This is a genomic window from Microcoleus sp. Pol14D4, from assembly GCF_036701245.1.
GTDB lineage: Bacteria > Cyanobacteriota > Cyanobacteriia > Cyanobacteriales > Microcoleaceae > Microcoleus.
Genome location: NZ_JAUBQM010000048.1, coordinates 1 through 22,372, shown reverse-complemented (window position 1 = coordinate 22,372; position 22,372 = coordinate 1). Strand labels below are relative to the sequence as shown.

Sequence of the window (22,372 nt, the reverse complement as noted above, 5' to 3'; positions counted from 1 at the left end):
TGGGTATGGTGTTTTTGATATTGATTTACTTAAACCAACAATTGATATTTTTCTTGTGCCAAACGGTAAAGTGGCCGCCAGACCAAACGGTTAGTCAATACAACCAACAACGACATTACAGAAGTAGCAGCCAACAGCAAGGGAAAATTCCCAGATGCCGTAGCCTGAGAAATAGTTTCTCCCAAACCCTCTGTAGTAACAATTTGACCTTGAAACTGCACGTACTCGCTGACAATACTTGCGTTCCAAGCACCCCCAACTGCTGTAATAATTCCTGTGATTAAGTAGGGAAAAATTCCCGGTAAAATTAAAGTTTGCCAGCGCTGGATTAGGGATAGTTTGTAAACTTGTGCTGCTTCAAATAACTCCGAAGGTATGGCTTGAGCGCCCGCAATAACATTAAACAGCAAATACCACATTGTACCCAACATCATCAGCGCCACTGAACCAATTTGCAAGCCTCCTCCAGCGTGAATTAAAGCTAGTAGTAATACGGGGAATAAAGCAGTTGCCGGTACAGAAGCTGCTATTTGTACTAATGGCTGCAAAATTTGAGCTAAACGGGGATTTCGACCGATCGCCACTCCGACAGGCACTGTCCACAACAGCGATAAAAATAGCGCGGAAATGACGCGCAAAGCTGTGAAAAATGCACCTGTCATGACTTTTTGCCAGTCAGACGAATTCAGCAACCGCAGCAGCAGCAACGCTTCCCAAGTTCCCCAAAGCACAATGACGGCAAACCCGCTAACAAATATCCAATTTATCCAATTTCCGATGCGGCTTCCTTGGCGATGATTTGCTGGTAAATCCACCGATGCAAAAGCTCTTGCCAAACCACGATCGAAACTATCGCCGATCGGCGAAATACGCGACTTCAAAACCCGCAGAGTCGCCGAGCGCCTTAAAAAATCTAACACATTTGACTGCGGTACATTTGTAGCTTCCACCGCTTGATATTTAAACTTTTCTACCCAAGCAATCAAAGGCTGCCAGATGAAAAAGTCTATGGCTATAATTACCCCAATTAAGACTGCTAAACCCCAGCCTATCGCCCCAAAATTTCCTTCATTGGCTGCCTTGCCCAAATAGGAACCGAGTCCGGGCAAATTAAAGTTTTTGTCCCCCAAGGTAAAAGATTCGATCGCAATCAAAAAGAACCAGCCGCCCGCCACTGACATGACGCTATTCCACACCAGTCCGATCGCCCCAGCAGGCAATTCTAACGTCCAGAACTGCTGCCAAGCATTCAGCCGATAAACTTGAGCAGCTTCCTTAAGTTCTCGCGGAATCCCGGACAGCGACTGATAGAAACTAAAGGTCATATTCCAAGTCATTCCAGTAAATATTAAGATAATCGAGGCGATTTCTACGCCGATTGTTTGACCGGGAAATAAGGTAACTAGCGCTAAAACAACTCCCGGCAAAAAAGATAAAACTGGAATCGATTGCAAAATATCTAACAAGGGAATTAAAATTTTTGCGGCTAAGGGAAAGCGGTAAGCAGAATAAGCATAAACTAGGGTAAACAGCAGCGATAAAAAATAGGCTGCTACTATGCGTAAGAGACTCTGGGCTGTATATGCTGGCAAGACATTTAGGGTAGTCTCAATTTTGAAATTTGGGTTGTACTCACTGCTGAATTGAGAAGCTGTTTGGACAATTACCAAAATTAGAGAGAAGATGGCTAGAATCAGCAAACCGTCTTGCCAAGTCCAAGCTGACCTTTCTAAAGTTTTATTTGCCGGTGTTAGAGGTCTGGTCATACGAAGTAGTTATTGGTAATCGGGAAAAAGGTAATTGGAAATTTGGAAGTTAGAATTTGGGGGAGCGGACGGCTAGGGCATCGGGTAATTGTTAATTGCTCATTGCTAGTAAATAACTAATAACTAATTACTGATGACTGCGGACTAATGACTACTGACTACTGGCTACTGACCACTGACTACTGACTTCAGATTCTAAGAAGATTTCGCCGCCCGGTTGATCGTAACTGTATAACTCTGCATAGCGACCCCAGTCAATAGCAGTTTTCAATTGCCGCATTGCTTCTTGGGGGCTAAAGTGGGCTTCTAGAATATCCAAAATCAACTCTTCAGAAATGCGGTGATTGCGTTTGGCCTGAAGCATTCGAGAAATTTGCTGTACCAGGCGAATATTGTTGAGAATTTGGGTACGAACAATTTGTTTGCGCTGGTCAATGCCGCCGGCAATAAACTGAATGCCAACTGGAGTTAAAAGGAGGTCGCCTTCTTGGATTACCAGAAATTCCATTAACTTTGCTGCTTCCACGATCGGCAAAATGTCGTCAACCTCTAACATTAATTCTTGACCGAGGCGGTAGAGGTCTTTCTCCTTGCGGTCTTCCAAGAGTTCCAACAGACCTGCGATCGCACCGGTTCGCACCTGTGGCAGAGATTGGTATTTAGCGCTTTGAGCGGGTTGAGGTTGAGACACAGCAGCGACACTTTCAGCAGGTGCTGTCACTGTTTCGCAGCTCAATTCGGGATTGGTGAGAATTTTGTAAACTTGGTCTACGAGAGCTTGAAATTCGGGAGTTTTACGATCGCGGTAGTGCGGCAAAGTCACTGTTAACTCGGCGCGAATTCGCCCCGGGTTGCGACCCAAGACTACAACGCGATCGGCTAAAATTACCGCTTCCTCAATCCCGTGAGTTACGATTAACACAGCTTGAGTCGGAATCTTTTTTTCTAGCCACAAATCTAATAACTCAAACCGCAAGTTTTCTGCCGTCAGCACGTCTAAAGCTGAAAACGGTTCATCCATGCAAAGCAATTCGGGTTCTACCGCCAAAGCTCTAGCAAATCCCACCCGCTGCCGCATTCCGCCCGAAAGTTCTTTCGGATAAGCATTTTCAAATCCGTCTAAACCGATAATGTCTATCATCCGTAAAGCTTTTTTGCGGCACGCTTCGGGCAATTCTCCTTTAGCTTTTAAGCCTAATTCTACATTTTCTAGTACGGTCAGCCAGGGATAAAGGGCAAAGTTTTGAAATACAATTGCCACCCCAGGATTTAAGCCGACTAAAGGACGATTGTGATAGATAACTTGACCGTTACTGGGCGGGATAAGTCCGGCAATCATTCGCATTAATGTTGATTTGCCTGAACCGGATGGGCCGAGTAAAGCTACTATTTCTCCGGCTCGGATATCTAAATTAATTGACTCTAAAATAGATATTTTTTGACCGTTGGGCTGCGGGTAAGCCTTGCTAACTCCTTGTAAGGTGATGAGACCCTCTGTTGCTGTTTGAGCTACCACAATTAAACCTCCTATGTTTTGTTTGAATTTAGTTATTAGGCAGTAGTTATTAGTCGGTAGTTATTAAGCAGTAGTCAGTAGTTATAAACTCTGGCAAACTGACAACTGATAATGGCTAATTGATACCAGTTTCGTAAAATAAGCAACTGCAGACCAGCCCTAACCATGATGCAGTCTGTCATTCTCAATCGAAAATTAAAAATGGTATGACTGCCGAGCATTTAGTCAATTTTTTGTGACAGGCGAGCGCTTTTTCACCAGCAACAAGACTGGAAAAACAGCGAGTTGGAGCGCAACTGAAAATATAACCAGCCAAGTAATTGAGCGATCGTAAACAATTATCATCGCCCAACTGCCCAGAAAGCACGATCAGCCATAGCCTGTGTTAAAAATCCCATAGGTGGAACCTCTCTTGTTTGCAGGCACGAGTCGAGCTAAGGCGGCTTTCAAAATTGATTCCTGGACTCCCATAGCTATACCCTATAAAGTCATTCCTAGCAATCCCCCCTGGCCATTTCCCAACAATACCAATGGGGCAAACAGTGAAGAAAAAATCACTGCAAACATCAGGGTTAAGATGCCGAGGCGATCGAACTTACCTCTCAAAAATCAGGGCTGCGATCGCGTCACTCCCCATCGCCCAAGGGTAAAATATAGGAATCGAGGTGTCAAATGCGATCGCGCTTCTGTGAAAATCAGTCAATTTGAGATGTGAAACTTCGGTGTGAGCGATCAGTCGAAGGATTTGAGATTTTAGATTTACTCCAAAGATGAATCTGGGAGCAACAAGAGTCTAAAATTTTTATCTCTCCACCAAACAAGTCGGAGGCTTATATTCGTTTTTAGGTAGGGTTCAAGGCAATGAAGGGAAAATCATCATAGCCATAACTAATCAGCCCTAAAGTATCTCAATAAACCCTAAACAGCCCCGCCATCCTTCCGCTTTAATTTTTAACCCTCCTGCTTCAAAATCGAGGGGATTGAGATAAGTTCGCTGAAGTACCAAAAGCACTGTCAGCCCCAAAAAAAGCTGCCACAGCCAAAATCGCAAAGCCTAACCGATAACCCAATTGCTTTGCGCGTGCGATCGGCTATCATCAATAACGACGCTGGCGATCGCTATTTGATACCGTGCAGTTGATCGTCGGACTAGATCGATCGCGAAATGTTAACTATCTAAATCCTTTCTTCTTCACCTTCACGGGTTATATACACAAATAAATTTTGGACAATAATTGGTTTGACACCTTCTTACCTTGCGAGCATTAACAATCAATTAAAACTGTCAATATTACCTGCCAGCAGTGATAGTGAATCCCCTCGCTCCAATTATGCTTCCTGTTCAAACTGCCAATTTGTTGGGCTGGGATTTAGACTCTCAGATCAAATCAAGGAACAGGGAACAGGAAAACAATTTTCTGTAGGAATGGATCTCAAAAGCTGCATCTGAATAGTGTACAATTATAACAAACCAGATGGGACATTACAAGATGCGTATTGTGGGATAAAAATTCTCTGCGCTCTTAATTTTATTACGTAATGTTTAAACTTGTATCTTTTCCTTAACCGTTTTATATTCTTTACCAAATCTTTATTTTTTTCTCTATGGTCTGGTTATGGTTGCTTCAAGCGAGCTTACAGCACTTTGCAAAAGAGTGAAATACCCTTGAGTTTTAGTTACAAAAGAGGTTTTTATGCCACACTGCCCCTGCTGCTCGAATCAAATGCTGCCTCACGTTAGCAAGCATCAAATCTACTGGTCTTCTCCCCTATGTTGGCAAACAATACCTATTTACAATTTGAACAGATGTGGCTCATCGATCTCTATAAATCTAGTTAAAGGGCTAGGGGTTAAGTACCAACATTATTCTTGACCGATGTATTTAACAAACAAACAAACTTAGGGGTATAAAGTTTAGAGAATACCTTATCGCTAACTGGTTTTCCTGCTCAAGACTTAGTTTCATTGCATTATTAAATTACCCAAGTATAGCCAAAAAATTTGAAGTCTGCTCTATTCATCTATCGCTTAATTTATGGTAATCCCTCGACGCAAAGTAATTATAAGTTTAGACCAAACACCATTTAAACGATTGCTACCTCTTTTGCTTGGTGTGGTGGTCTCTCTTGCTGTTTTATTTACGTGGCAACAGCTAACCATCAACGGACAAATTCACATCGAGCAGTTAATTCAGCAGGAAGCCAATGCGATTCAGTCACAACTGACCGAAGGATTATCCATTCGGGTGTTGACACTTCGGCAAATGGCGAATCGCTGGGAAGCTAATGGCGGTACACCAAAGGCTCTTTGGGAAGCCGATGCTGAGGCTTATGTAAAGGATTTCTACGGTTATCAGGCGATCGAATTAGTCGATCCATCATTTAAAGTGCGATGGGTTGTGCCACTGGCAGGGAATGAGGCAGCACAAAACCTAGATGTTAATGGGGAACTGCGTCGCAAAATTACTTTGCAAGTGGCTCGTGATTTGCGTCAACCTATGTTAACTCGCAATCTTTCACTCGTTCAAGGGGGTCAAGAATTTTTAGCAACTTTTCCTTTGTTTGTAGGTGAACGTTTTGATGGGTGGATTGTCGGAATTTTTCAGTTTCAAACTTTATTTGAAAGTATTTTAAAAGTGTCACCAGGGTACAAAGTGGCTATCTATGCTGGCACAAATTTGCTCTACGGTCAAGAGTTTGTGTCTCAAAAATCAGTTCCGAAAACAGTGGTATTGAAAGCCTATGGGGTAGACTGGAGAATAGATGTTTATCCAACTTTAGATTTAGTAGAAAGAGTAAACTTTTATTGGCCGAGAGTTGTATTAATTGGTGGCTTATTTTTAGTTTTCCTGCTGATGTGGGTCATGTATCTGGCACAAGTTAGTTATTGCAAAGTCGATAAATTCAAAAAAGCCAATCGCCAGTTGCAATGGGAAATTCACCAGCGACAACAGGCAGAAATTGCGATCGCTCGACTAGCTGCGATCGTTGAATCTTCGGAAGATGCCATTCTCAGTAAAGATTTAGAGGGTGTAGTTACAAGTTGGAATGTAGGAGCAGAAACAATTTTTGGCTATACAGCGGCCGAAATAGTAGGGCAATCAGGGAAAAAACTGATTCCCCCAGACTATCGAGATGAGGAAAACGAAATTTTCACCAAAATCCAGCGAGGAGAACGCACCGAACACTACGATACAAAAAGGCTGAGGAAAGATGGAACATTAATCGATGTCTCGATGAGTGTCTCCCCCATTAAAGACAAAACAGGGAATATAATTGGAGTCTCAAAGATTGCCCGGAATATTGCTGACCGCAAACAAGCAGAAGCAGCACTACGTGAAAGTGAAGAACGCTGGGAACTTTCTGTACGCGGCAATAACGATGGCATTTGGGATTGGAATATTCAAACCCATGATGTCTTTTTTTCTAGTCGCTGGAAGCAAATGCTGGGGTATGAAGACCGGGAAATCCAAAACATTCTAGACGAATGGGCTAATCTGGTACATCCTGATGATTTGGGATGGGTGATGCAAGCCGTTCAAGACCATTTTGCCAAGAAAACTCCTTTCTATCTCACAGAATATCGCCTTCGCTGCAAAGATGGTTCCTACAAATGGATTTTGGATCGCGGTCAGGCACTTTGGGATGATGCAGGTAACGTAATTCGGATGGCTGGCTCTCACACCGACATTACCGAGCGCAAGCAAGCTGAAGTTGCTTTACAGGTCAGCGAAGCCAGGTATCGGCAATTAATCGATAACTTAAATGCAGGTTTTGTGATTCATGCGACAGATACCAGCATTCAATTATGTAATGAAAGAGCTGGTGAATTACTAGGGCTTTCAATGGATCAAATGCTGGGAAAAACTGCGATATCTCCGGCCTGGCATTTTGTGCGGGAAGATGGCAGCGTGATGCCCCTAGAGGAATATCCGGTAAATCAGGTTTTATCCCGTGGAAGTTCCCTCAAAAATTATGTTTTAGGAATTAAAAAAGAAATTGATAGTTGTGTTTGGGTATTAGTTAATGCCTACCCCGAGTTCGATCAAAAAACTAAAATCATACAAGTTGTAGTTACGTTTATTGATATTAGCAATCGCAAAAAAGTAGAGCTGGAAATCCAGAAAACTCGCAATTTCTTACAAGCACTGCTGGATCATCTACCGCTCGCAATTTTTGTTAAGGACGCAGAGCCTAAACGATTTGGCGTATTTCAGTTTTGGAATAAAACCAGCGAACGGTTATTTGGCATCTCAGCCGAAAATGCGATCGGCAAAAGTGGCTATGATTTTTTCCCAAGAGAACAGGCTATCTTTTTCGATCAAAAGGATAGAGAAGCTTTTGAAAAAGGTAAGACTGAGGATATTGCTGAAGAAATCATTGACAGTCATCGTCTGGGAAAACGTTGGCTGCATACGGTGAAGATTCCCATTTACGACGAGCAGCATCAGCCCCAGTACCTACTTTGTTTTTCAGAAGATATCACCGATCGCAAACACGCAGAAGCAGAGCGTAGAGAAATGAGTGAGGTAATGCAAAATGCGGTGTCCGGCATCTCCAAACTGGATGTACAAGGACACTACCTCTATGTGAATAAAGCTTATGCTGACATGACAGGCTATCAGCCAGAAGAAATGATCCGGATGTCCTGGGAAAAAACCGTACACCCCGATGAGTTGAAAAAACTGGTTGCAGCCTATTGGCTGATGGTGCAAGAGGGCAGAGTTGAAATTGAAACCAGAGGGATTCGTAAAGACGGTTCGGTTTTTTATAACCAATTGGTGATGATTTCAACTTACGACGCACAGCACCAATTTATGGGGCATTACTGCTTCATGAAAGATATTAGCGATCGCAAAAAAGCCGAACTTGCACTAGAACAGGAACTCCTGCGGAGTAAAGCCTTCTTCAATACTTCACTGGACGGTGTTGTTGTCATGGATTGGGTCGGAAATGTTGTCGAAGCTAGTCCCAGTTTTGCTCAAATGCTGGGCTACACCCTAGAAGAAACCCTGAATCTGAGTGTGTTTGATTGGGATGCTGAATGGACGAGGGAAGAACTACAACTTATGCTCCAGAGAGAGGAGGTTATTCCGCTGTTTGAAACGCGACATCGCCGCCAGGATGGTTCTGTATATGACGTGGAAATTAGCTGGAACCGGGTGGAATTACAAGATGAGATGATGAACTTCTGTATCTGCCGAGATATTAGCGATCGCAAACGCAACGAAGCGGAACGCCAACAAGCAGAACAGGCACTCCGAGAGAGTGAAACTCGCTTCCAAGCCTTCATGAATCACAGCCCTGCCCCTGCCTGGATTACCGATGAAAATGGTGTAATGCTCTATGCCAGCCAGACTTATCTCAATACCTTCGAGCTACCCACTGAAAATGTGATTGGAAAATCCATTTTTGAACTTTACCCCGCCGCCTTCGCCCAACAATATCTAGACAATATCCAAACCGTTTCTCACACCAACGAGCTAATTGAAACGATTGAGATTGCGTCCCGTCGAGATGGAACCCTGGGTGAGTTTCTGGTTTACAAATTTCTCATCCCCGACTTATCTGGGCAAATGCTAGTAGGTGGTGTGGCGATCGATGTGACACGACAACATGAAGCTGAAACCGCTTTACAAATGAGTGAGGAACGCTTGAAACTGGCACTAGAAGCTTCTGGAGATGGACTGTGGGATTGGGACATTGAAACTGGAAAAGTTTACCTGAATTCCTACTACCAGGAGATGCTGGGCTACAAGCCCGGTGAGTTGGTGATGGATGTGAACCTCTGGGAACAGATGATTCATCCTGATGATACATTGTGGGTTTTTGAGGCTCTCAATAGTAACTTGCAAGATAGCTCTCTTAAATATGCCTTTGACTATCGCGTGCGTTGCAAGTCAGGTGAGTGGAAGTGGATCGCTAACTACGGGAAAGTCGTTACCTACGATGAAGATGGTAAGCCTTTACGGATGATTGGAACGCACAAAGACATCAGCGATCGCAAACGTAAAGAACTGGCACTGCAGCACGCCATGGAAGCAGCAGAAGCAGCGAACTTGGCAAAAAGTACCTTCCTCGCCAATATGAGCCACGAATTACGCACTCCTCTCAACGTAATTCTAGGATTTGCCCAAGTGATGACCCATGACCCCTCCCTAACTCCCAACCAAAAACAAGACCTGCAAACAATTCAACGCAGTGGGGATCACCTTTTGAGTTTGATTAACGATGTGCTGGATCTCTCGAAAATTGAATCGGGACACTGCACAGTTGAACAAAGCGGATTGGACTTAATTGCGCTGCTGCATTCCCTCCGAAATATGTTGGCGGAACGAGCAAGTTCTAAAGGACTTGACCTTTGTTTCGAGATTGCGCCAGAAGTTCCCCAATTTATGCTTGCCGATGCTCAAAAACTGCGCCAGGTTTTGCTGAATCTGCTGAGTAATGCCATCAAATTTACCGATCGTCGGGGAAGCATTACTTTGCAAGTCAGCATTGAGGCGGACGGTACAGGGACATTAAGCACAACTCGGCCGATTCTCCAGTTTGTAGTCGCTGACACAGGTGTAGGGATTGCATCGGTCGAACTCAATACCATCTTCGATGCGTTTGTGCAAGCTCAAGCTGGGAAGCGATCGATCGGCGGTACGGGGCTAGGTCTAACCATTAGCCGCAAATTGTTGGAACTCATGGGCGGAAAAATTTCTGTCAGCAGCACTGTGGGACAGGGGAGTACCTTCACATTTACCCTTCCCGTCAGCCCCATCAGTGGAGTTAATGTTACACCCGAAGAGAATAATCGCCTCGTGATTGGGCTGGCTCCAAGTCAAGGGGATCGTCGCATTTTGGTGGTTGACGATCAAGCAGAAAATCGCTTGCTAATGGTCAGATTACTGACACAATTAGGATTAGAGGTAAAAGAAGCTACCAACGGACAGCAAGCTGTGCAGATTTGGCAACAATGGCAACCCGACCTAACCTGGATGGACATTCGGATGCCCGTGTTAGATGGATACGAGGCTACGAAGCAAATTCGGGCAATGGAAGACGGACACAACAGTATCATTATTGCACTTACGGCCCAGGCTTCCCAGAGCGATCGCGCCCTCGCCTTGGCTGCTGGCTGCAACGACTACATCAGCAAGCCCTTCCGGGAACAAACCCTATTTCTTAAGATGGCCGAATACCTGGGGTTAGAGTATGTATATGAGGAAAAGGAAATAGAAAAGGGGGAACGGGGAACAGATTGTTTTCCTTCTTACCTCTGTTCTGTTGCCTCTTCCGTTTCAGATTCCTTCGATCCAATGCTTTTGGCGACATTACCAAGAGTATGGGTTGTTCAGTTGGAAGATGCTGCTTTATGTGGGGATGATTTTGCGATAATTGAACTGGTAGCTCAACTTTCCTCAGAACTCGCTCAATTCGGTACTTATCTGACGGAACTCGCCAACCAGTATCAATTTGAAAAAATTCTTAATCTAATTCAAGACCATTTTCCAATTGGAATTCCTCCATTGGATTTATAAGCTGTTGTGCAGTTAAACGTTTAATTATGACTAGGGAATTAGAAACAGCCAACAGTAATTAAATTTAATTGTTGGTAATTAGTGCAAAACCTTCTTAATTTTTATTGATAATTACTGCTATAAGATGCCTAATAAAACACCCAAAGTTGACCAGTTTACTCCTGTTAGTTTAAATAATTTAGAGGAATGCAGCGAAGAATCAGTGTATGCTCCCGGTCATATTCAGCCACACGGAATCGTTTTATTGATGCAAGAAAAAAGCCTCAATATTTTACAAGTAAGTGAAAATGTAGAACAGTTATTTGGCATTTCGGCAGAAGAATTGCTAGGTCAGCCATTGCCAGGGTTATTGGGTCACGATCGAGTACAAGAAATTGTTAGGTGTCTAGAGCGAGAACAACTAGAAATTCATAAGGTTTTCGATCTAGAAATCCCTCTCAAAGACGGCACGATTCAAAGATATAGAAGCACGCTGCATCAGCTACCAGATGAGTTGATTCTGGAGCTGGAACCCCACTTGACTATTGAAAATAATCATTCAATCGATTTTTATCAGCGTCTGCAAACAGTTATCCTCAACTTTCGCAGTGCGATCGATATTTCGGATTTAGCTCAAACCATTGCTAGAGAAGTGAAAGCCATGACCGGGTTCGATCGCGTAATGGTCTATCGCTTTGAAGCCGATGACCATGGGGTGGTGATTGCCGAAGAGAAAGAAAGTTCTCTAGAAAGCTACCTGGGATTGCATTACCCGGCGATCGATATTCCCGTACCCGCCCGCAAATTGTTTTACAGCAAGTGGGTGCGCCAAATTCCCAATATCAATTACACCCCGGCCCGCCTAATTCCCACCAACCATCCCCTAACCGATACACCCCTGGATCTAAGTGCTTGTGTGTTAAGGGGAGTATCTCCCTGCCACATTGAATATTTGCAGAATATGGGAGTTGCTGGGACACTGACGATTTCGTTAATTGACGATCGGCGTCTCTGGGGATTAATTGCCTGTCACCATTACAGCCCGCGATTGCTAGATTACGAAACTCGCAAAACCTGTGAATTTCTAGGACAATTTGCCTCGATCGAACTGCTGCATCAGCAAGAGCGAGAATTGAACGTTTACCGATCGCAAGCGAAAACTATTCAGGATCAACTTCAGCAGGCGTTCCGGCGAGATTCTAATTTTATCGAACAAGTATTGACCGAAAATGCTTCTCAATTGCTAGATTTAGTTCATGCTCAGGGAGCTGCAATTATGCTCGATGGTCGTCTGACATTGGTGGGTCAAACACCATCTGAAGCTGAGGTTGACGAACTCCTGCAATGGTTGCTGCAACAGAACAAAGAACGAGTGTTTGCAACAGCTTCTTTGTCTCAGTTGTATCCCCAAGCGAAGCAATTCAAAGAGCGAGCTAGCGGTGTTTTAGCAATCTCAATCTTCCTATCCTACGCCATACAAAAGTCATACCACATCCTTTGGTTCAGACCAGAACAAATTCAAACCATAAACTGGGCAGGAAATCCACACGATGCTGTGTCGATCGACGAAATTGGAAAAATGCACCTGTGTCCCCGCAAATCCTTTGAACTGTGGCAAGAGACAGTGCGGGAGATGTCTTATCCGTGGCAGATTGCAGAGTTAGAAGCTGCCGCCGAAATGAGGCATATCCTCATGCTGGCGGTGTTAGAATTTTCGCAAGCTGCCCTAGAACACGCTGCACAAAAGGCAGCAATAGCCAACCGTGCCAAAAGCCAGTTCCTTGCGAACATGAGCCACGAACTCAGAACGCCTCTCAACGCCATTCTGGGATTTACCCAGCTTATGAACCGCAGCCCCTATATCCCAGAAGAATTTCAAGAGCATTTAGGGATCATTACCCGTAGTGGAGAACACCTGCTAACATTGATCGACGATGTTTTGCAAATGTCTAGGATTGAAGCAGGGCAATTGGTACTGAGTCGAAGCTGTTTTAATCTGCATCGACTGCTGGGTTCTATCAACGAGATGTTCAGCATCAAAGCGCCTGAGAAAGGGTTACATCTGAGCAGCGAGTGGGATGCTGCTGTTCCCCGTTATGTCTGTGGGGATCAAGCAAAACTTCGCCAAATCTTGATTAATCTGCTGGGGAATGCGATCAAATTTACAACAACAGGAAGCATAGCCCTGCGCGGACGAGCTTTTTCATCAGATGATATGCCATCCGGTACAGTTCGCGATCGCGCCACTAATCCACCTGATATTAAACCAACTATTACCCTGTGTCTCGAAGTTGAGGATACCGGATCTGGCATTTCTCCCTCTGATTTAGAATCAATTTTTGACGCTTTCATGCAAACCAATCGCGGTCGCAACGATCGAGGAACAGGTTTGGGACTGTCTATCAGTCGTGAGTTTGCGCGTCTGATGGGAGGCGATATCACCGTGCGAAGCACCCTGAATCGAGGATCGACTTTTACCTGCCAAGTTGTTTTAGAACTACCAGAGTCCCTTGATTTAGAGGAACCTGAAATTAGCGATCGGATTATCGGACTCGCACCTGGGCAACCTATCTACCGAATTCTAGTAGTAGAAGACGTGCCAGAAAATCGGCAACTGCTGGTGACACTGCTGGAGTCATTTGGGTTTGATGTGTGTGCGGTGGAAAATGGAGTAGAGGCGATCGCTCGTTGGCAAACATGGAACCCTGACCTGATTTTGATGGACATTCAAATGCCTGTCATGGATGGTTATGAAGCGACGAGACAGATTCGATCACAACAGTCATTAGTCATGAGTCATGAGTCATCAGCAGATAACTCAGGGCAAATGTCACAGGACAAAAGACAAATTACACGCATCATTGCCCTCACTGCCTATGCTTTTGAAGACGATCGTATCGCCAGCCTGCAAGTCGGTTGCGATGACTACATTGCCAAGCCGTTTACTGAAGACACACTTTTCGAGAAAATAGCTCATCACTTGGGCGTCCGCTACTGCTACGCCGAAAAACTTCCGCCAAAATCATCAGCTTCGCCACCAAAGATATTTACTCCAGACTTTAAAACCATGCCAGCCAAGTGGATTGCAGAAGTTCATGAAGCAGCACTAGATCTTAGTGATAATAAGCTTTATGAACTTATTGCTCAAATTCCCAAGGAGAAACAAGATTTCATCGCTGCGATGACATCTTTGGTCGATAACTTTCAGCTTGAAACGATCGCAACTCTCACCCAGATTTAGGAACAAGCCCATGACAACTCTATTCAAACTTGCGGCCGAAAGGAATATTCTCATCGTGGATGATACCCCAGACAATCTGCGCTTGTTAGCCAAAATTTTAGAGTCACAGGGCTATATTGTGCGTAAAGCCCTCAACGGCAGGATGGCACTCCAAGGTATTCATCGCGACCCACCTGCTCTGATTTTACTTGACATTAATATGCCAGATATGAATGGGTACGAAGTCTGCCAAAAGTTAAAAGCATCTGAAGCCAGTGCTCAGATACCGGTTATTTTTATCAGTGCGCTCGAACGACTGGAAAACAAGGTACGAGCCTTTGAGCTCGGTGGTGTAGACTATATTACCAAACCCTTTCAAGAGCAGGAAGTGCTGATGCGAGTAAAAAATCAATTACTCATCCAACAGCAACGCCAACAACTGATCGAACAAAATCAACGTTTAGAACACGAAATCCAGGAACGTCTGAGGGCAGAAGCAGAAGTAAGGCAGCTCTCAGTGACCGATGAATTAACTGGATTATATAACCGACGCGGCTTCTTTTTACTAGCAGAACAACAACTAAAAATTGCTCTTCGCACGCAAACATCCTATTTTATTTTGTTCGCTGATTTAGATGGTTTGAAAAAGATTAACGATACTTTAGGACACGAAATGGGAGACAGAGTAATAGTTGACGCAGCTAAAATATTGAAGCAAACCTTTCGTGATGCCGATATTATAGCTCGACTGGGAGGAGATGAATTCGCTTTATTTATTCCTAATTTTTTAGGTGCTTCATCTACTAATTTTCATTTTCGACTGCAAGAAAATATAGATCGCTTTAATCAACAGTCGGAGCGAGCTTATATATCAATAAGTCTTGGTGTAGAGTTGGGGGATTTAAAGAATGAAGTTTTATTAGAACAATTGCTGGCAAAGGCTGACAAACTCATGTACGAGCATAAACGCAACAAACGCTGTTTAAATCCTCAACCGTTCTTTTGAGAACAACGGTATCGGAGCGCCATAAGCATTATTTATTAAACGCGAGTTCAACCGAGAAAGAGTAAACTGAAAACAAGGTAGGGAAACAGCTTGAAAAGTTTAGCCCGTCAGCCAGAAAACACGATGCAGTACACATCATTACACCTAAACCTGACAGGGTAGCAACCCAGTTAAAATCTGTGCCTGTATTAGGTTAAGGGTGTGAGAAAAAGATGTCGTAGGTATTGTCCACAATCCTGAGCTAAAATCGACTGACTGATGCTGTATGGGTTCGGTGTTTGCCTACAATGGCATTCTTTTTAAGTGGTATTATTTTCATAAATCGATGTTATCTATTTACCAATTCGTGCTAAAATGACACCAAGCTGAACAGCGATTACTCCGAGTATGGCACTGCCTGCCCAGTAAAAAGCGGCGATGCTGTAAGCTCGATCGCGCCACAAGACATTCGTTTCTAAACCGTAAGTTGAAAAAGTAGTATAAGCACCCAAAAAGCCCGTTGCTACAATTAACCGGACTTCCGACGGAATAGTCACCACCCGTTCAAAAGCGAGGGTGATAAAAAATCCCATAGCCAAGCAACCCGTGATGTTAATAAAAAAAGTTCCGTAGGGAAAAGCCGTCCCGAAACGATTGGCAAACCACAAGGTGATATAATACCGACTCAAAGCGCCGGCAACGGCACCTAAACTAATTGCGATCGGATTGCGAAGATTCGGGTCTTGCAGCATACAGCTATTAAATATTTGCTACTTGATATAGAGATGAATTTTAGATTCAGCGGACTTATGTAAAGTATTGTAGGATTAAATTGGCGATCGCTCTAGCTGTTCGCAATTAAAATTAAGAGAGAGTATTTATGCAAATTGTGCTGGCTACCTTAGACGATAGTTTAGTTAGAGCGTGGGAAAGCACTTGCGGCAGTATGGAAAATGTAAAGATACATCACGGTTCAATATTTGATGTAAAATGCGATGCTATTGTTAGTCCGGGGAATAGTTTTGGTTTCATGGACGACGGCTTAGATTTAGAAATTTCGGAATATTTTGGAGGGCAGGTTCTTGAACGCTTGCAAAAACTAATTCAGGCTCGACATCACGGCGAACTCTTAGTAGGACTGGCAGAAATTGTAGACACCGATCATGCTGAAATTCCCTATTTAATAGCTGCACCAATCATGCGGGTTCCCACAGTTTTAAGAGAAACAGTAAATGTTTATCTAGCAACCCGCGCTATTTTGAATCTCGTAAAATTTGGCTCAGTCCCAGATGGAACTCCAGTCAAACATATCATTGAAACTATCGCTATTCCAGGCATGGGTATGGGAACGGGCAAAGTGCCGCCACATATCTGCGCCACTCAAATGAAAGTTGCGCTCGAAGAGATACTGTTATCTCAATACGAATTTCCTCAATCTTTACTGCACGCTCAAAGATGTCACCACTTGTTATATAGAGACGAAAGCGAAGATTTGGAGTTGGAAAATGGAAACTACTAAATTTGTCCGTTTTATAGTATTCAGAAACCAACTTTATTAATGTGTGTTTTTTTTAGGTATAGAGACTTATCACAAATTTAAGTGCGCTAAACCGTACCTACAAATTGGCGGTATCCTACACATGAGAGCAAGTTTGGTAGATATAATGTAATAGAACTGAGATCATTCCAACTAGGTAAGCGCGGATACAAAAGTTGATAAAGCTGGAACAAGAATTGCCTAGTTCTTATTAAATGCCAGAATTCCTTCTGGCGCTACACGTACAAAGTCGGTATAAAAGACCACAATTCTTCTGGCGCTACACCTACAAAGTCTGCATCCAGGGACTGTGAGATTTTTTGAAAATGTTTACTACCACAGGAGAAGATTGATATGACAGATCCAAAAGTAACCGAGGAACCAATTTTAGAGGCAACTGTCGAAACGACGGAGCTCGTCAAAAAAGAGATGCCCGACGCGACTGATGAGGCGATCGCAGAAACTGCGGCGCTGTTTGAAGCAATTAAAAAACGCGCCACCGCCGAAGTGCAAGCAGCGGGCGAACTCACCCGCGAAGCTTATTTAAAAGCTGTGAATAAGGCCTCCGGGGCGATCGAACAAAATAAGGATCTCGCCCACGAGAGATTCACAGAAGCAGTCAAGCTGATTAAACAAGAAACTGAGAAAAACTGGCTGGTGGTAGATGCGATTAAAACGCGGGCGCAAGCGCAGGTGCAAGATGCCGGCGAAGTCAGTCGCGAAGCTTATTTGAAAGCAGTGCGACAAGCGCGAGAAGCGGTGGAACAAAATAAATTGATCGAACGCGATCGCATCGAACAAGCTGTTGACCACATTCAGACGGAAGCTGAAAAGAATTGGCACGTTATTGTCAAGCAAATTGAGTCGATCGGCACTCGCTTGACGGATGCGGCTAAGTCTGCATGGAACGCGCTGACGGCGTTTTTTGACAAGTCTCACAGCGATCGCCCAGATTCCTAGAATGGCCAGCCGGGGGTTTGGAACTCCCAGCGGGTTGTTAGGGTAGTTAGCTTTGGAATTAATTCCAAAGCTAATGCCGATCGTGCGTGCATTTGCATTCAGCAGAAGTTTCAGGCATACTGCATAATTAAAAAGCTTTATTTTTAGTCCACAACCCCCAATTATGAGAAGTTACTACTGCGGCGAACTGCGAAGCGAACACATCGGAGAGACTGTCACCCTTTACGGCTGGGTGGATCGCCGCCGCGATCATGGCGGGGTGATTTTTCTCGATGTGCGCGATCGATCGGGTATCGTGCAAATTGTCAGCGATCCTGAACGCACCCCCGATTCCTATCACGGGGCTGAGGCTTTACGCAGCGAATACGTGGTTAAAATTACCGGGCGAGTCACCAGCCGCCCTGCAGATTCCCTCAACCCGAAATTGCCTACGGGTGAAGTAGAAATTTATGCTGACGAAATTGAGTTGTTAAATGCGGTTCGCAAACAGTTACCGTTTCAGGTGGCGACGGCGGAAAATGAAAGTGTGCGGGAAGATTTGCGGCTGAAATATCGCTATTTGGACTTGCGGCGCGATCGCATGAGTCGGAATTTGCAGCTTCGCCACCAAGTAGTGAAAGCTATGCGCCGCCACCTGGAAGATGTGGGAGGTTTTATTGAAGTTGAAACACCGATTTTAACGCGATCGACTCCTGAAGGTGCGAGAGATTATTTAGTGCCCAGCCGCGTCAATTTGGGCGAATGGTACGCTTTGCCGCAGTCGCCGCAGTTGTTCAAACAATTGTTAATGGTTTCGGGTTTAGACAGATATTATCAAATTGCCCGCTGTTTCCGCGATGAAGATTTGCGTGCGGACAGACAGCCGGAATTCACACAATTAGACATGGAAATGAGTTTCATGTCTTTAGAAGAAGTTATTGAATTAAACGAAGGTTTAGTCTCCCAGATTTTCCAAAGTGTCAAAGGCGTAGAATTACCTCGTCCTTTTCCGCGCTTGACTTACGCTGAAGCAATGGATCGCTACGGTAGCGACAAACCGGATACTCGCTTCGGTATGGAATTAGTCGATGTTTCCGATTTGATGAAAGATTCGGGATTTAAAGTATTTTCCGGGGCGGTTGCTGCGGGCGGAATTGTGAAAGTTTTGCCGATTCCCGGCGGGAATGATGCGATTTCTAACGTGCGGATTAAACCGGGCGGCGATTTGTTTAAGGAAGCCAGCGAAGCGGGTGCGAAGGGATTGGCTTACATTCGGGTGCGGGATAACGGCGAAATTGATACGATCGGCGCTATTAAGGATAATTTGACGGAAGCGCAAAAACAGGAATTGCTCGATCGCACGGGCGCGCAACCAGGTCATTTGTTGTTATTCGCTGCGGCTGACGCGACAACTGTCAATAAGACTTTAGATAGATTGCGTTTGTTTGTGGGTAACGAATTGGGATTGATTGATAAAGACAAGATGAATCTGCTGTGGGTGACAGATTTCCCCATGTTTGAATGGAACGCTGACGAGAAGCGTTTGGAAGCATTGCACCACCCGTTTACTGCGCCGCATCCCGACGATATTAACGATTTGAAAACTGCGAGAGCTCAAGCTTACGATTTGGTGTTAAACGGTACAGAAGTCGGCGGCGGTTCTCTGCGGATTTATCAGCGGGAAGTTCAGGAAAAGGTGTTTGAGGCGATCGGCTTATCGACTGAGGAAGCTTACAATAAGTTTGGCTTTTTGTTGGATGCGTTTGAGTATGGAACTCCGCCCCACGGAGGTATTGCTTACGGTTTGGATCGCTTGGTGATGCTGTTGGCTGGTGAGGAATCTATTCGCGATGTGATTGCGTTTCCGAAGACGCAGCAGGCTGGTTGTTTGCTGACTAATGCGCCGGCTGGTGTGGATGAGAAGCAGTTGAAGGAGTTGCAAGTGCGATCGACTTATACGCCCAAGTCATAATTATGTAAAATACCTTGACAATTTAACCATTTGTAAATTCCTGACTTCTTTAAGAAGTCGGGAATCTGGGTAGTTCGAGTTTGGTGTCGTTGATGCAGAGGAGTTGGAGAGTTTGGTTGAGGTTGGTTTCGGTGAGTTGGGGAAACCTGGATTGGGGGAAGTTGGGCTAGGTTAAGGGTTGGGTGTGGCTATGCCATAATGAATGAGAGAATGAGATCAACCATTAACCATGACAACCACCGTTGAACTTAACGAAGAATTGGTTAAAGAAGCCTTTCGCTTAACCAATTTCAAGACAGAAAAAGAACTGATTGACTTTGCTTTGCAAGAATTAATTCGCACTCGGAAAAAGCGGAACTTACTTGATTTAAGCGGACAAATTCAATTTTCGACTGAGTACGACTACAAAGCTTTGCGGGAAAACCGAAATCTTTCTGATTGATACATCAGTTTGGAGCAGCGTTTTCCGTGACAGGACAGGTGTAGTACGCCAATCCCTGGAAGCAATAATCAATGATGAAAGTATTTTTCTGAACCGATTTACTCAGATGGAACTTTTGCAAGGTTGTCGAGATGAACGGGAGTGGACACTATTAGAAACTTATCTCCAAGAACAAGACTATATCGAGTCTACGCCTAATACTTGGGTAGCGGCTGCTCGGATTTATTACGATTTGCAACGACAGGGGTTAACGGTTAGAAGTAGTATCGACTGCTGCATTGCCCAACTGGCGATCGAACACCAACTTATTTTAGTTCATAACGATCGCGATTTTGAAACTATTCAGAGAGTGCGATCGCTCAATTGCTTGCGCTTCCGGCCTGAAAATTAATGAAGATTAATTTGAGTTTGAGTTGGTGAGGATGGGTTGAAGGCTGAAATGATTACGGAAAGTATCTGTAAATCTCTTTGCGGTGGAGTATCCTGACGAAATAGACTACGGCATCATTAACTTTAATACCGATTCGGTAATCACCCACTCTCAGGCGATAGTAGTCTGCATCACCTTTTAGTTTTTTAACATTGCTGACTTCATTTAATTTTTCGGCGTTCTCAACTTCTTCTATCGCTTCCTGAATTCTTTGGAACAAGTCGGCATCAAGAATCTTGAGTAAATCCTTTTCAAAGCTCTTTTTAAACTCCACATTCATGGTTGTCTCTTCAGGATTTTGAAAATTTGCTCGCGGCTGACTGTTTCAGTATTTTCGCCTTCTTTGATAGCATTTTCCATCCCTATATCTTCTAGGGCTTCTGTTAAAATTTCAGAAAATACTTCTTTTTGTTCTTTTAATAACTCAAAAATCGCTGCTTTGAGCAATTCTTTAAGTTTGGTTTCGTCTAGAGTAATTTCCGACATTGCTTTTTTTGTGGTATTTACTTAAGGTTTTCATTATATCACGAAATAAAGCAGATTCATTTTGATTTTGAGGTTAAATTTAATTAAATTTATTCTAGCTAACTTTGGTTTGCGGGTAGTCAGAAACCGGGTTTTTTCGAGAATACTTCGCTACACCTTGTAGAAGCGGCCAAAAACCCGGTTTCTTTGGTTTGCGGGTAGTCAGAAACCGGGTTTTTCACCGAAATATTGCATCCGCGCCTTTAACAGTCGTGAAAAACCCGGTTTCTTTGGTATTTATGGGTAAGCCCTAAATGAGACAGAAAGGCCGATCGCACTTCACAAAAAAAGTGCGATCGCCCTCAACAATTACTCTTTCCAGTAACGGGTTAAAATCCGAATTACCTCACCCGCTAGAGGCGATGGTAGAGGCGGGCTCCATTCCCCAACTTCTGCAAAACCTAAAACGTGCAACAGATTAACGATACTGTCTACCGCTTTGGGAACGCCACACAACAGCAAACGAATCGGTTGCTTACCTTGAGGTACGTCAGGAATTTCTTCCCGGAGCAGTTCGGGAACCGACTTTGGCGGTGATATCATAGAGTTTCCTCCTAAATATGGGAGTTCAAGCCCCCACCGAACGATCGTGAGTCTGAGCGGTGGGGGTTTGGTTTTGTGTCAACTCTAAAGTATCACGGTAGGCACTCCGAGTCAACCCTTGAGGGTGAACTTGATACTGTAGAGGTCAAAAAAGGTACAATAGGGCAGTCAAAGCACAAAGAACAGCCTTGCCAGCCAAACTTCCCAGAATTGTTGTGTACCTTCCAGAAGAACTTAAAGCAGACCTAGAGCGGTTAGCCAAATCGCATTATCGACCGGTCTCGAATATGGTGTTGACATTAATTCAAGAAGCAGTAGATGAGGCTAAATCTGAGGGAAGAATTCCCAGCGAAGATCGATCGCCACCACAGAAAATCGACAGCGACGAGTAAAATGACATGGTGAACACGCTACCCCCAAACAATGTGAGTCCTGCAAAATCTCCCAGAGTTGCCTTTTACCCGCCGCCCGAAATTAAGGAGAAATTAGAGAAGCTGGCGAGCATTGAGCGTCGTTCGATGTCCCAAATGGCATTACTTTTGGTGGAGGAAGGGCTCGAAAGAGCGCAGAAGGAAGGGAGGTTCAATGAATCCAAAGACGATTGAGCCGCTGGAACAGGCAGGATGCCTGTTCTGGAAAATGGTGCTTGATGTGGGTTCACCCCCAAACATATGCGTTAACCTAGTTGACTACAGCTTGTACCGCACTCCCCAACTAAATTCATGCTTTCCCGCATCAAAGAATTAGCCGCCACCCTAGCACCCCGCTTAATCGAAATTCGCCGCCACATCCACTCCCACCCCGAACTCAGCGGCCAAGAATATCAAACCGCCGCCTACGTAGCCGGAGTTCTCGCTTCCAGCGGAGTCCGCGCGATCGAAGGAATCGGCAAAACAGGGGTGCTCGGCGAAATCAAAGGCCACAGCAGCGAGTCCCGGTGGCTGGCAATTCGCACCGATATGGACGCTTTGCCGATTCAAGAACGCACA

Annotated in this window: 17 protein-coding genes and 1 pseudogene; 12 read left to right on the top strand and 6 right to left on the bottom strand. The window is 44.4% G+C overall.

The window, feature by feature from the left end; translation table 11 throughout:
- Positions 1–29 precede the first annotated feature (29 nt).
- Positions 30–1,766 (bottom strand): ABC transporter permease subunit, encoded by a 1,737-nt coding sequence (locus QUA33_RS17610; RefSeq protein WP_333149850.1) that lies wholly within the window; start codon positions 1,764–1,766, stop codon positions 30–32.
- 151 nt (positions 1,767–1,917) lie between these two features.
- On the bottom strand, positions 1,918–3,282 hold the full coding sequence (locus tag QUA33_RS17605) for a nitrate/sulfonate/bicarbonate ABC transporter ATP-binding protein (RefSeq protein ID WP_333100370.1): 1,365 nt from the start codon (positions 3,280–3,282) through the stop codon (positions 1,918–1,920).
- Between the two features lie 400 nt (positions 3,283–3,682).
- On the opposite strand from QUA33_RS17605, the gene QUA33_RS17600 reads away from it, so the two are divergent.
- The 4 genes from QUA33_RS17600 to QUA33_RS17585 all read left to right on the top strand — a co-directional run bounded on the left by QUA33_RS17600 (position 3,683) and on the right by QUA33_RS17585 (position 15,016).
- On the top strand, positions 3,683–3,997 hold the full coding sequence (locus QUA33_RS17600) for a hypothetical protein (protein ID WP_333100371.1): 315 nt from the start codon (positions 3,683–3,685) through the stop codon (positions 3,995–3,997).
- Between the two features lie 1,321 nt (positions 3,998–5,318).
- Entirely contained in the window at positions 5,319–10,811 is a 5,493-nt protein-coding gene (locus QUA33_RS17595; protein ID WP_333149848.1) for a PAS domain S-box protein, read from the top strand.
- A gap of 124 nt (positions 10,812–10,935) precedes the next feature.
- Complete coding sequence (locus QUA33_RS17590) at positions 10,936–14,031, top strand: response regulator (RefSeq protein WP_333149846.1); 3,096 nt, start codon at positions 10,936–10,938, stop codon at positions 14,029–14,031.
- Positions 14,032–14,041: 10 nt separating this feature from the next.
- On the top strand, positions 14,042–15,016 hold the full coding sequence (locus tag QUA33_RS17585) for a diguanylate cyclase (protein ID WP_333100374.1): 975 nt from the start codon (positions 14,042–14,044) through the stop codon (positions 15,014–15,016).
- 332 nt (positions 15,017–15,348) lie between these two features.
- On the opposite strand, the gene crcB is transcribed toward QUA33_RS17585, so the two are convergent.
- The gene (crcB, locus tag QUA33_RS17580) at positions 15,349–15,747 is read right to left on the bottom strand and encodes a fluoride efflux transporter CrcB (protein ID WP_333100375.1); all 399 of its coding nucleotides are present in this window, start codon (positions 15,745–15,747) and stop codon (positions 15,349–15,351) included.
- A 128-nt stretch (positions 15,748–15,875) separates the two neighbouring features.
- Between crcB and QUA33_RS17575 the strand changes: the two genes are divergently transcribed.
- The 5 genes from QUA33_RS17575 (at position 15,876) to vapC (ending at position 20,276) form a co-directional block, all read left to right on the top strand.
- Positions 15,876–16,514, top strand: coding sequence for a macro domain-containing protein (locus QUA33_RS17575; protein ID WP_333149844.1), 639 nt, complete (start codon positions 15,876–15,878; stop codon positions 16,512–16,514).
- Between the two features lie 372 nt (positions 16,515–16,886).
- Entirely contained in the window at positions 16,887–17,492 is a 606-nt protein-coding gene (locus QUA33_RS17570; protein WP_333149842.1) for a hypothetical protein, read from the top strand.
- A 163-nt stretch (positions 17,493–17,655) separates the two neighbouring features.
- Complete coding sequence (gene aspS / locus QUA33_RS17565) at positions 17,656–19,443, top strand: aspartate--tRNA ligase (protein ID WP_333149839.1); 1,788 nt, start codon at positions 17,656–17,658, stop codon at positions 19,441–19,443.
- Between the two features lie 229 nt (positions 19,444–19,672).
- A complete protein-coding gene (locus tag QUA33_RS17560; protein ID WP_333149837.1) occupies positions 19,673–19,885 on the top strand; it encodes a type II toxin-antitoxin system VapB family antitoxin in 213 nt (70 codons plus the stop codon).
- The gene (gene vapC, locus QUA33_RS17555; RefSeq protein WP_333149890.1) at positions 19,836–20,276 is read left to right on the top strand and encodes a type II toxin-antitoxin system VapC family toxin; all 441 of its coding nucleotides are present in this window, start codon (positions 19,836–19,838) and stop codon (positions 20,274–20,276) included. The genes QUA33_RS17560 and vapC overlap by 50 nt, the downstream gene beginning before the upstream one ends.
- A gap of 52 nt (positions 20,277–20,328) precedes the next feature.
- On the opposite strand, the gene QUA33_RS17550 is transcribed toward vapC, so the two are convergent.
- The 3 genes from QUA33_RS17550 to QUA33_RS17540 all read right to left on the bottom strand — a co-directional run bounded on the left by QUA33_RS17550 (position 20,329) and on the right by QUA33_RS17540 (position 21,383).
- Complete coding sequence (locus QUA33_RS17550; RefSeq protein WP_333149835.1) at positions 20,329–20,595, bottom strand: type II toxin-antitoxin system RelE/ParE family toxin; 267 nt, start codon at positions 20,593–20,595, stop codon at positions 20,329–20,331.
- Positions 20,592–20,801, bottom strand: a complete 210-nt coding sequence (locus tag QUA33_RS17545) for a hypothetical protein (RefSeq protein WP_006633400.1) — start codon at positions 20,799–20,801, stop codon at positions 20,592–20,594. The genes QUA33_RS17550 and QUA33_RS17545 overlap by 4 nt, the downstream gene beginning before the upstream one ends.
- Positions 20,802–21,149: 348 nt before the next feature.
- Positions 21,150–21,383: a hypothetical protein gene (locus QUA33_RS17540; RefSeq protein ID WP_190733091.1), complete on the bottom strand. Its 234-nt coding sequence runs from the start codon at positions 21,381–21,383 to the stop codon at positions 21,150–21,152.
- A 188-nt stretch (positions 21,384–21,571) separates the two neighbouring features.
- Between QUA33_RS17540 and QUA33_RS17535 the strand changes: the two genes are divergently transcribed.
- The 3 genes and pseudogenes from QUA33_RS17535 to QUA33_RS17525 form a co-directional block, all read left to right on the top strand.
- A complete protein-coding gene (locus QUA33_RS17535) occupies positions 21,572–21,775 on the top strand; it encodes a ribbon-helix-helix domain-containing protein (RefSeq protein WP_333149833.1) in 204 nt (67 codons plus the stop codon).
- A gap of 6 nt (positions 21,776–21,781) precedes the next feature.
- Entirely contained in the window at positions 21,782–21,988 is a 207-nt protein-coding gene (locus tag QUA33_RS17530; RefSeq protein ID WP_006633396.1) for a ribbon-helix-helix domain-containing protein, read from the top strand.
- A gap of 117 nt (positions 21,989–22,105) precedes the next feature.
- Positions 22,106–22,372 (top strand): annotated as a pseudogene (locus tag QUA33_RS17525) (hydrolase); the annotation flags it as partial.

Excerpts from the sequence above, each read along its gene's own strand:
- QUA33_RS17570 (WP_333149842.1), top strand. The coding sequence starts at position 16,887 with ATGACAGATCCAAAAGTAACCGAGGAACCAATTTTAGAGGCAACTGTC.
- QUA33_RS17590 (WP_333149846.1), top strand. The coding sequence starts at position 10,936 with ATGCCTAATAAAACACCCAAAGTTGACCAGTTTACTCCTGTTAGTTTA.
- QUA33_RS17610 (WP_333149850.1), bottom strand. The coding sequence starts at position 1,766 with ATGACCAGACCTCTAACACCGGCAAATAAAACTTTAGAAAGGTCAGCT.
- QUA33_RS17585 (WP_333100374.1), top strand. The coding sequence starts at position 14,042 with ATGACAACTCTATTCAAACTTGCGGCCGAAAGGAATATTCTCATCGTG.
- QUA33_RS17530 (WP_006633396.1), top strand. The coding sequence starts at position 21,782 with ATGGTGAACACGCTACCCCCAAACAATGTGAGTCCTGCAAAATCTCCC.
- crcB (WP_333100375.1), bottom strand. The coding sequence starts at position 15,747 with ATGCTGCAAGACCCGAATCTTCGCAATCCGATCGCAATTAGTTTAGGT.
- QUA33_RS17595 (WP_333149848.1), top strand. The coding sequence starts at position 5,319 with ATGGTAATCCCTCGACGCAAAGTAATTATAAGTTTAGACCAAACACCA.
- QUA33_RS17575 (WP_333149844.1), top strand. The coding sequence starts at position 15,876 with ATGCAAATTGTGCTGGCTACCTTAGACGATAGTTTAGTTAGAGCGTGG.
- QUA33_RS17550 (WP_333149835.1), bottom strand. The coding sequence starts at position 20,595 with ATGAATGTGGAGTTTAAAAAGAGCTTTGAAAAGGATTTACTCAAGATT.
- QUA33_RS17540 (WP_190733091.1), bottom strand. The coding sequence starts at position 21,383 with ATGATATCACCGCCAAAGTCGGTTCCCGAACTGCTCCGGGAAGAAATT.
- aspS (WP_333149839.1), top strand. The coding sequence starts at position 17,656 with ATGAGAAGTTACTACTGCGGCGAACTGCGAAGCGAACACATCGGAGAG.
- QUA33_RS17545 (WP_006633400.1), bottom strand. The coding sequence starts at position 20,801 with ATGTCGGAAATTACTCTAGACGAAACCAAACTTAAAGAATTGCTCAAA.
- QUA33_RS17560 (WP_333149837.1), top strand. The coding sequence starts at position 19,673 with ATGACAACCACCGTTGAACTTAACGAAGAATTGGTTAAAGAAGCCTTT.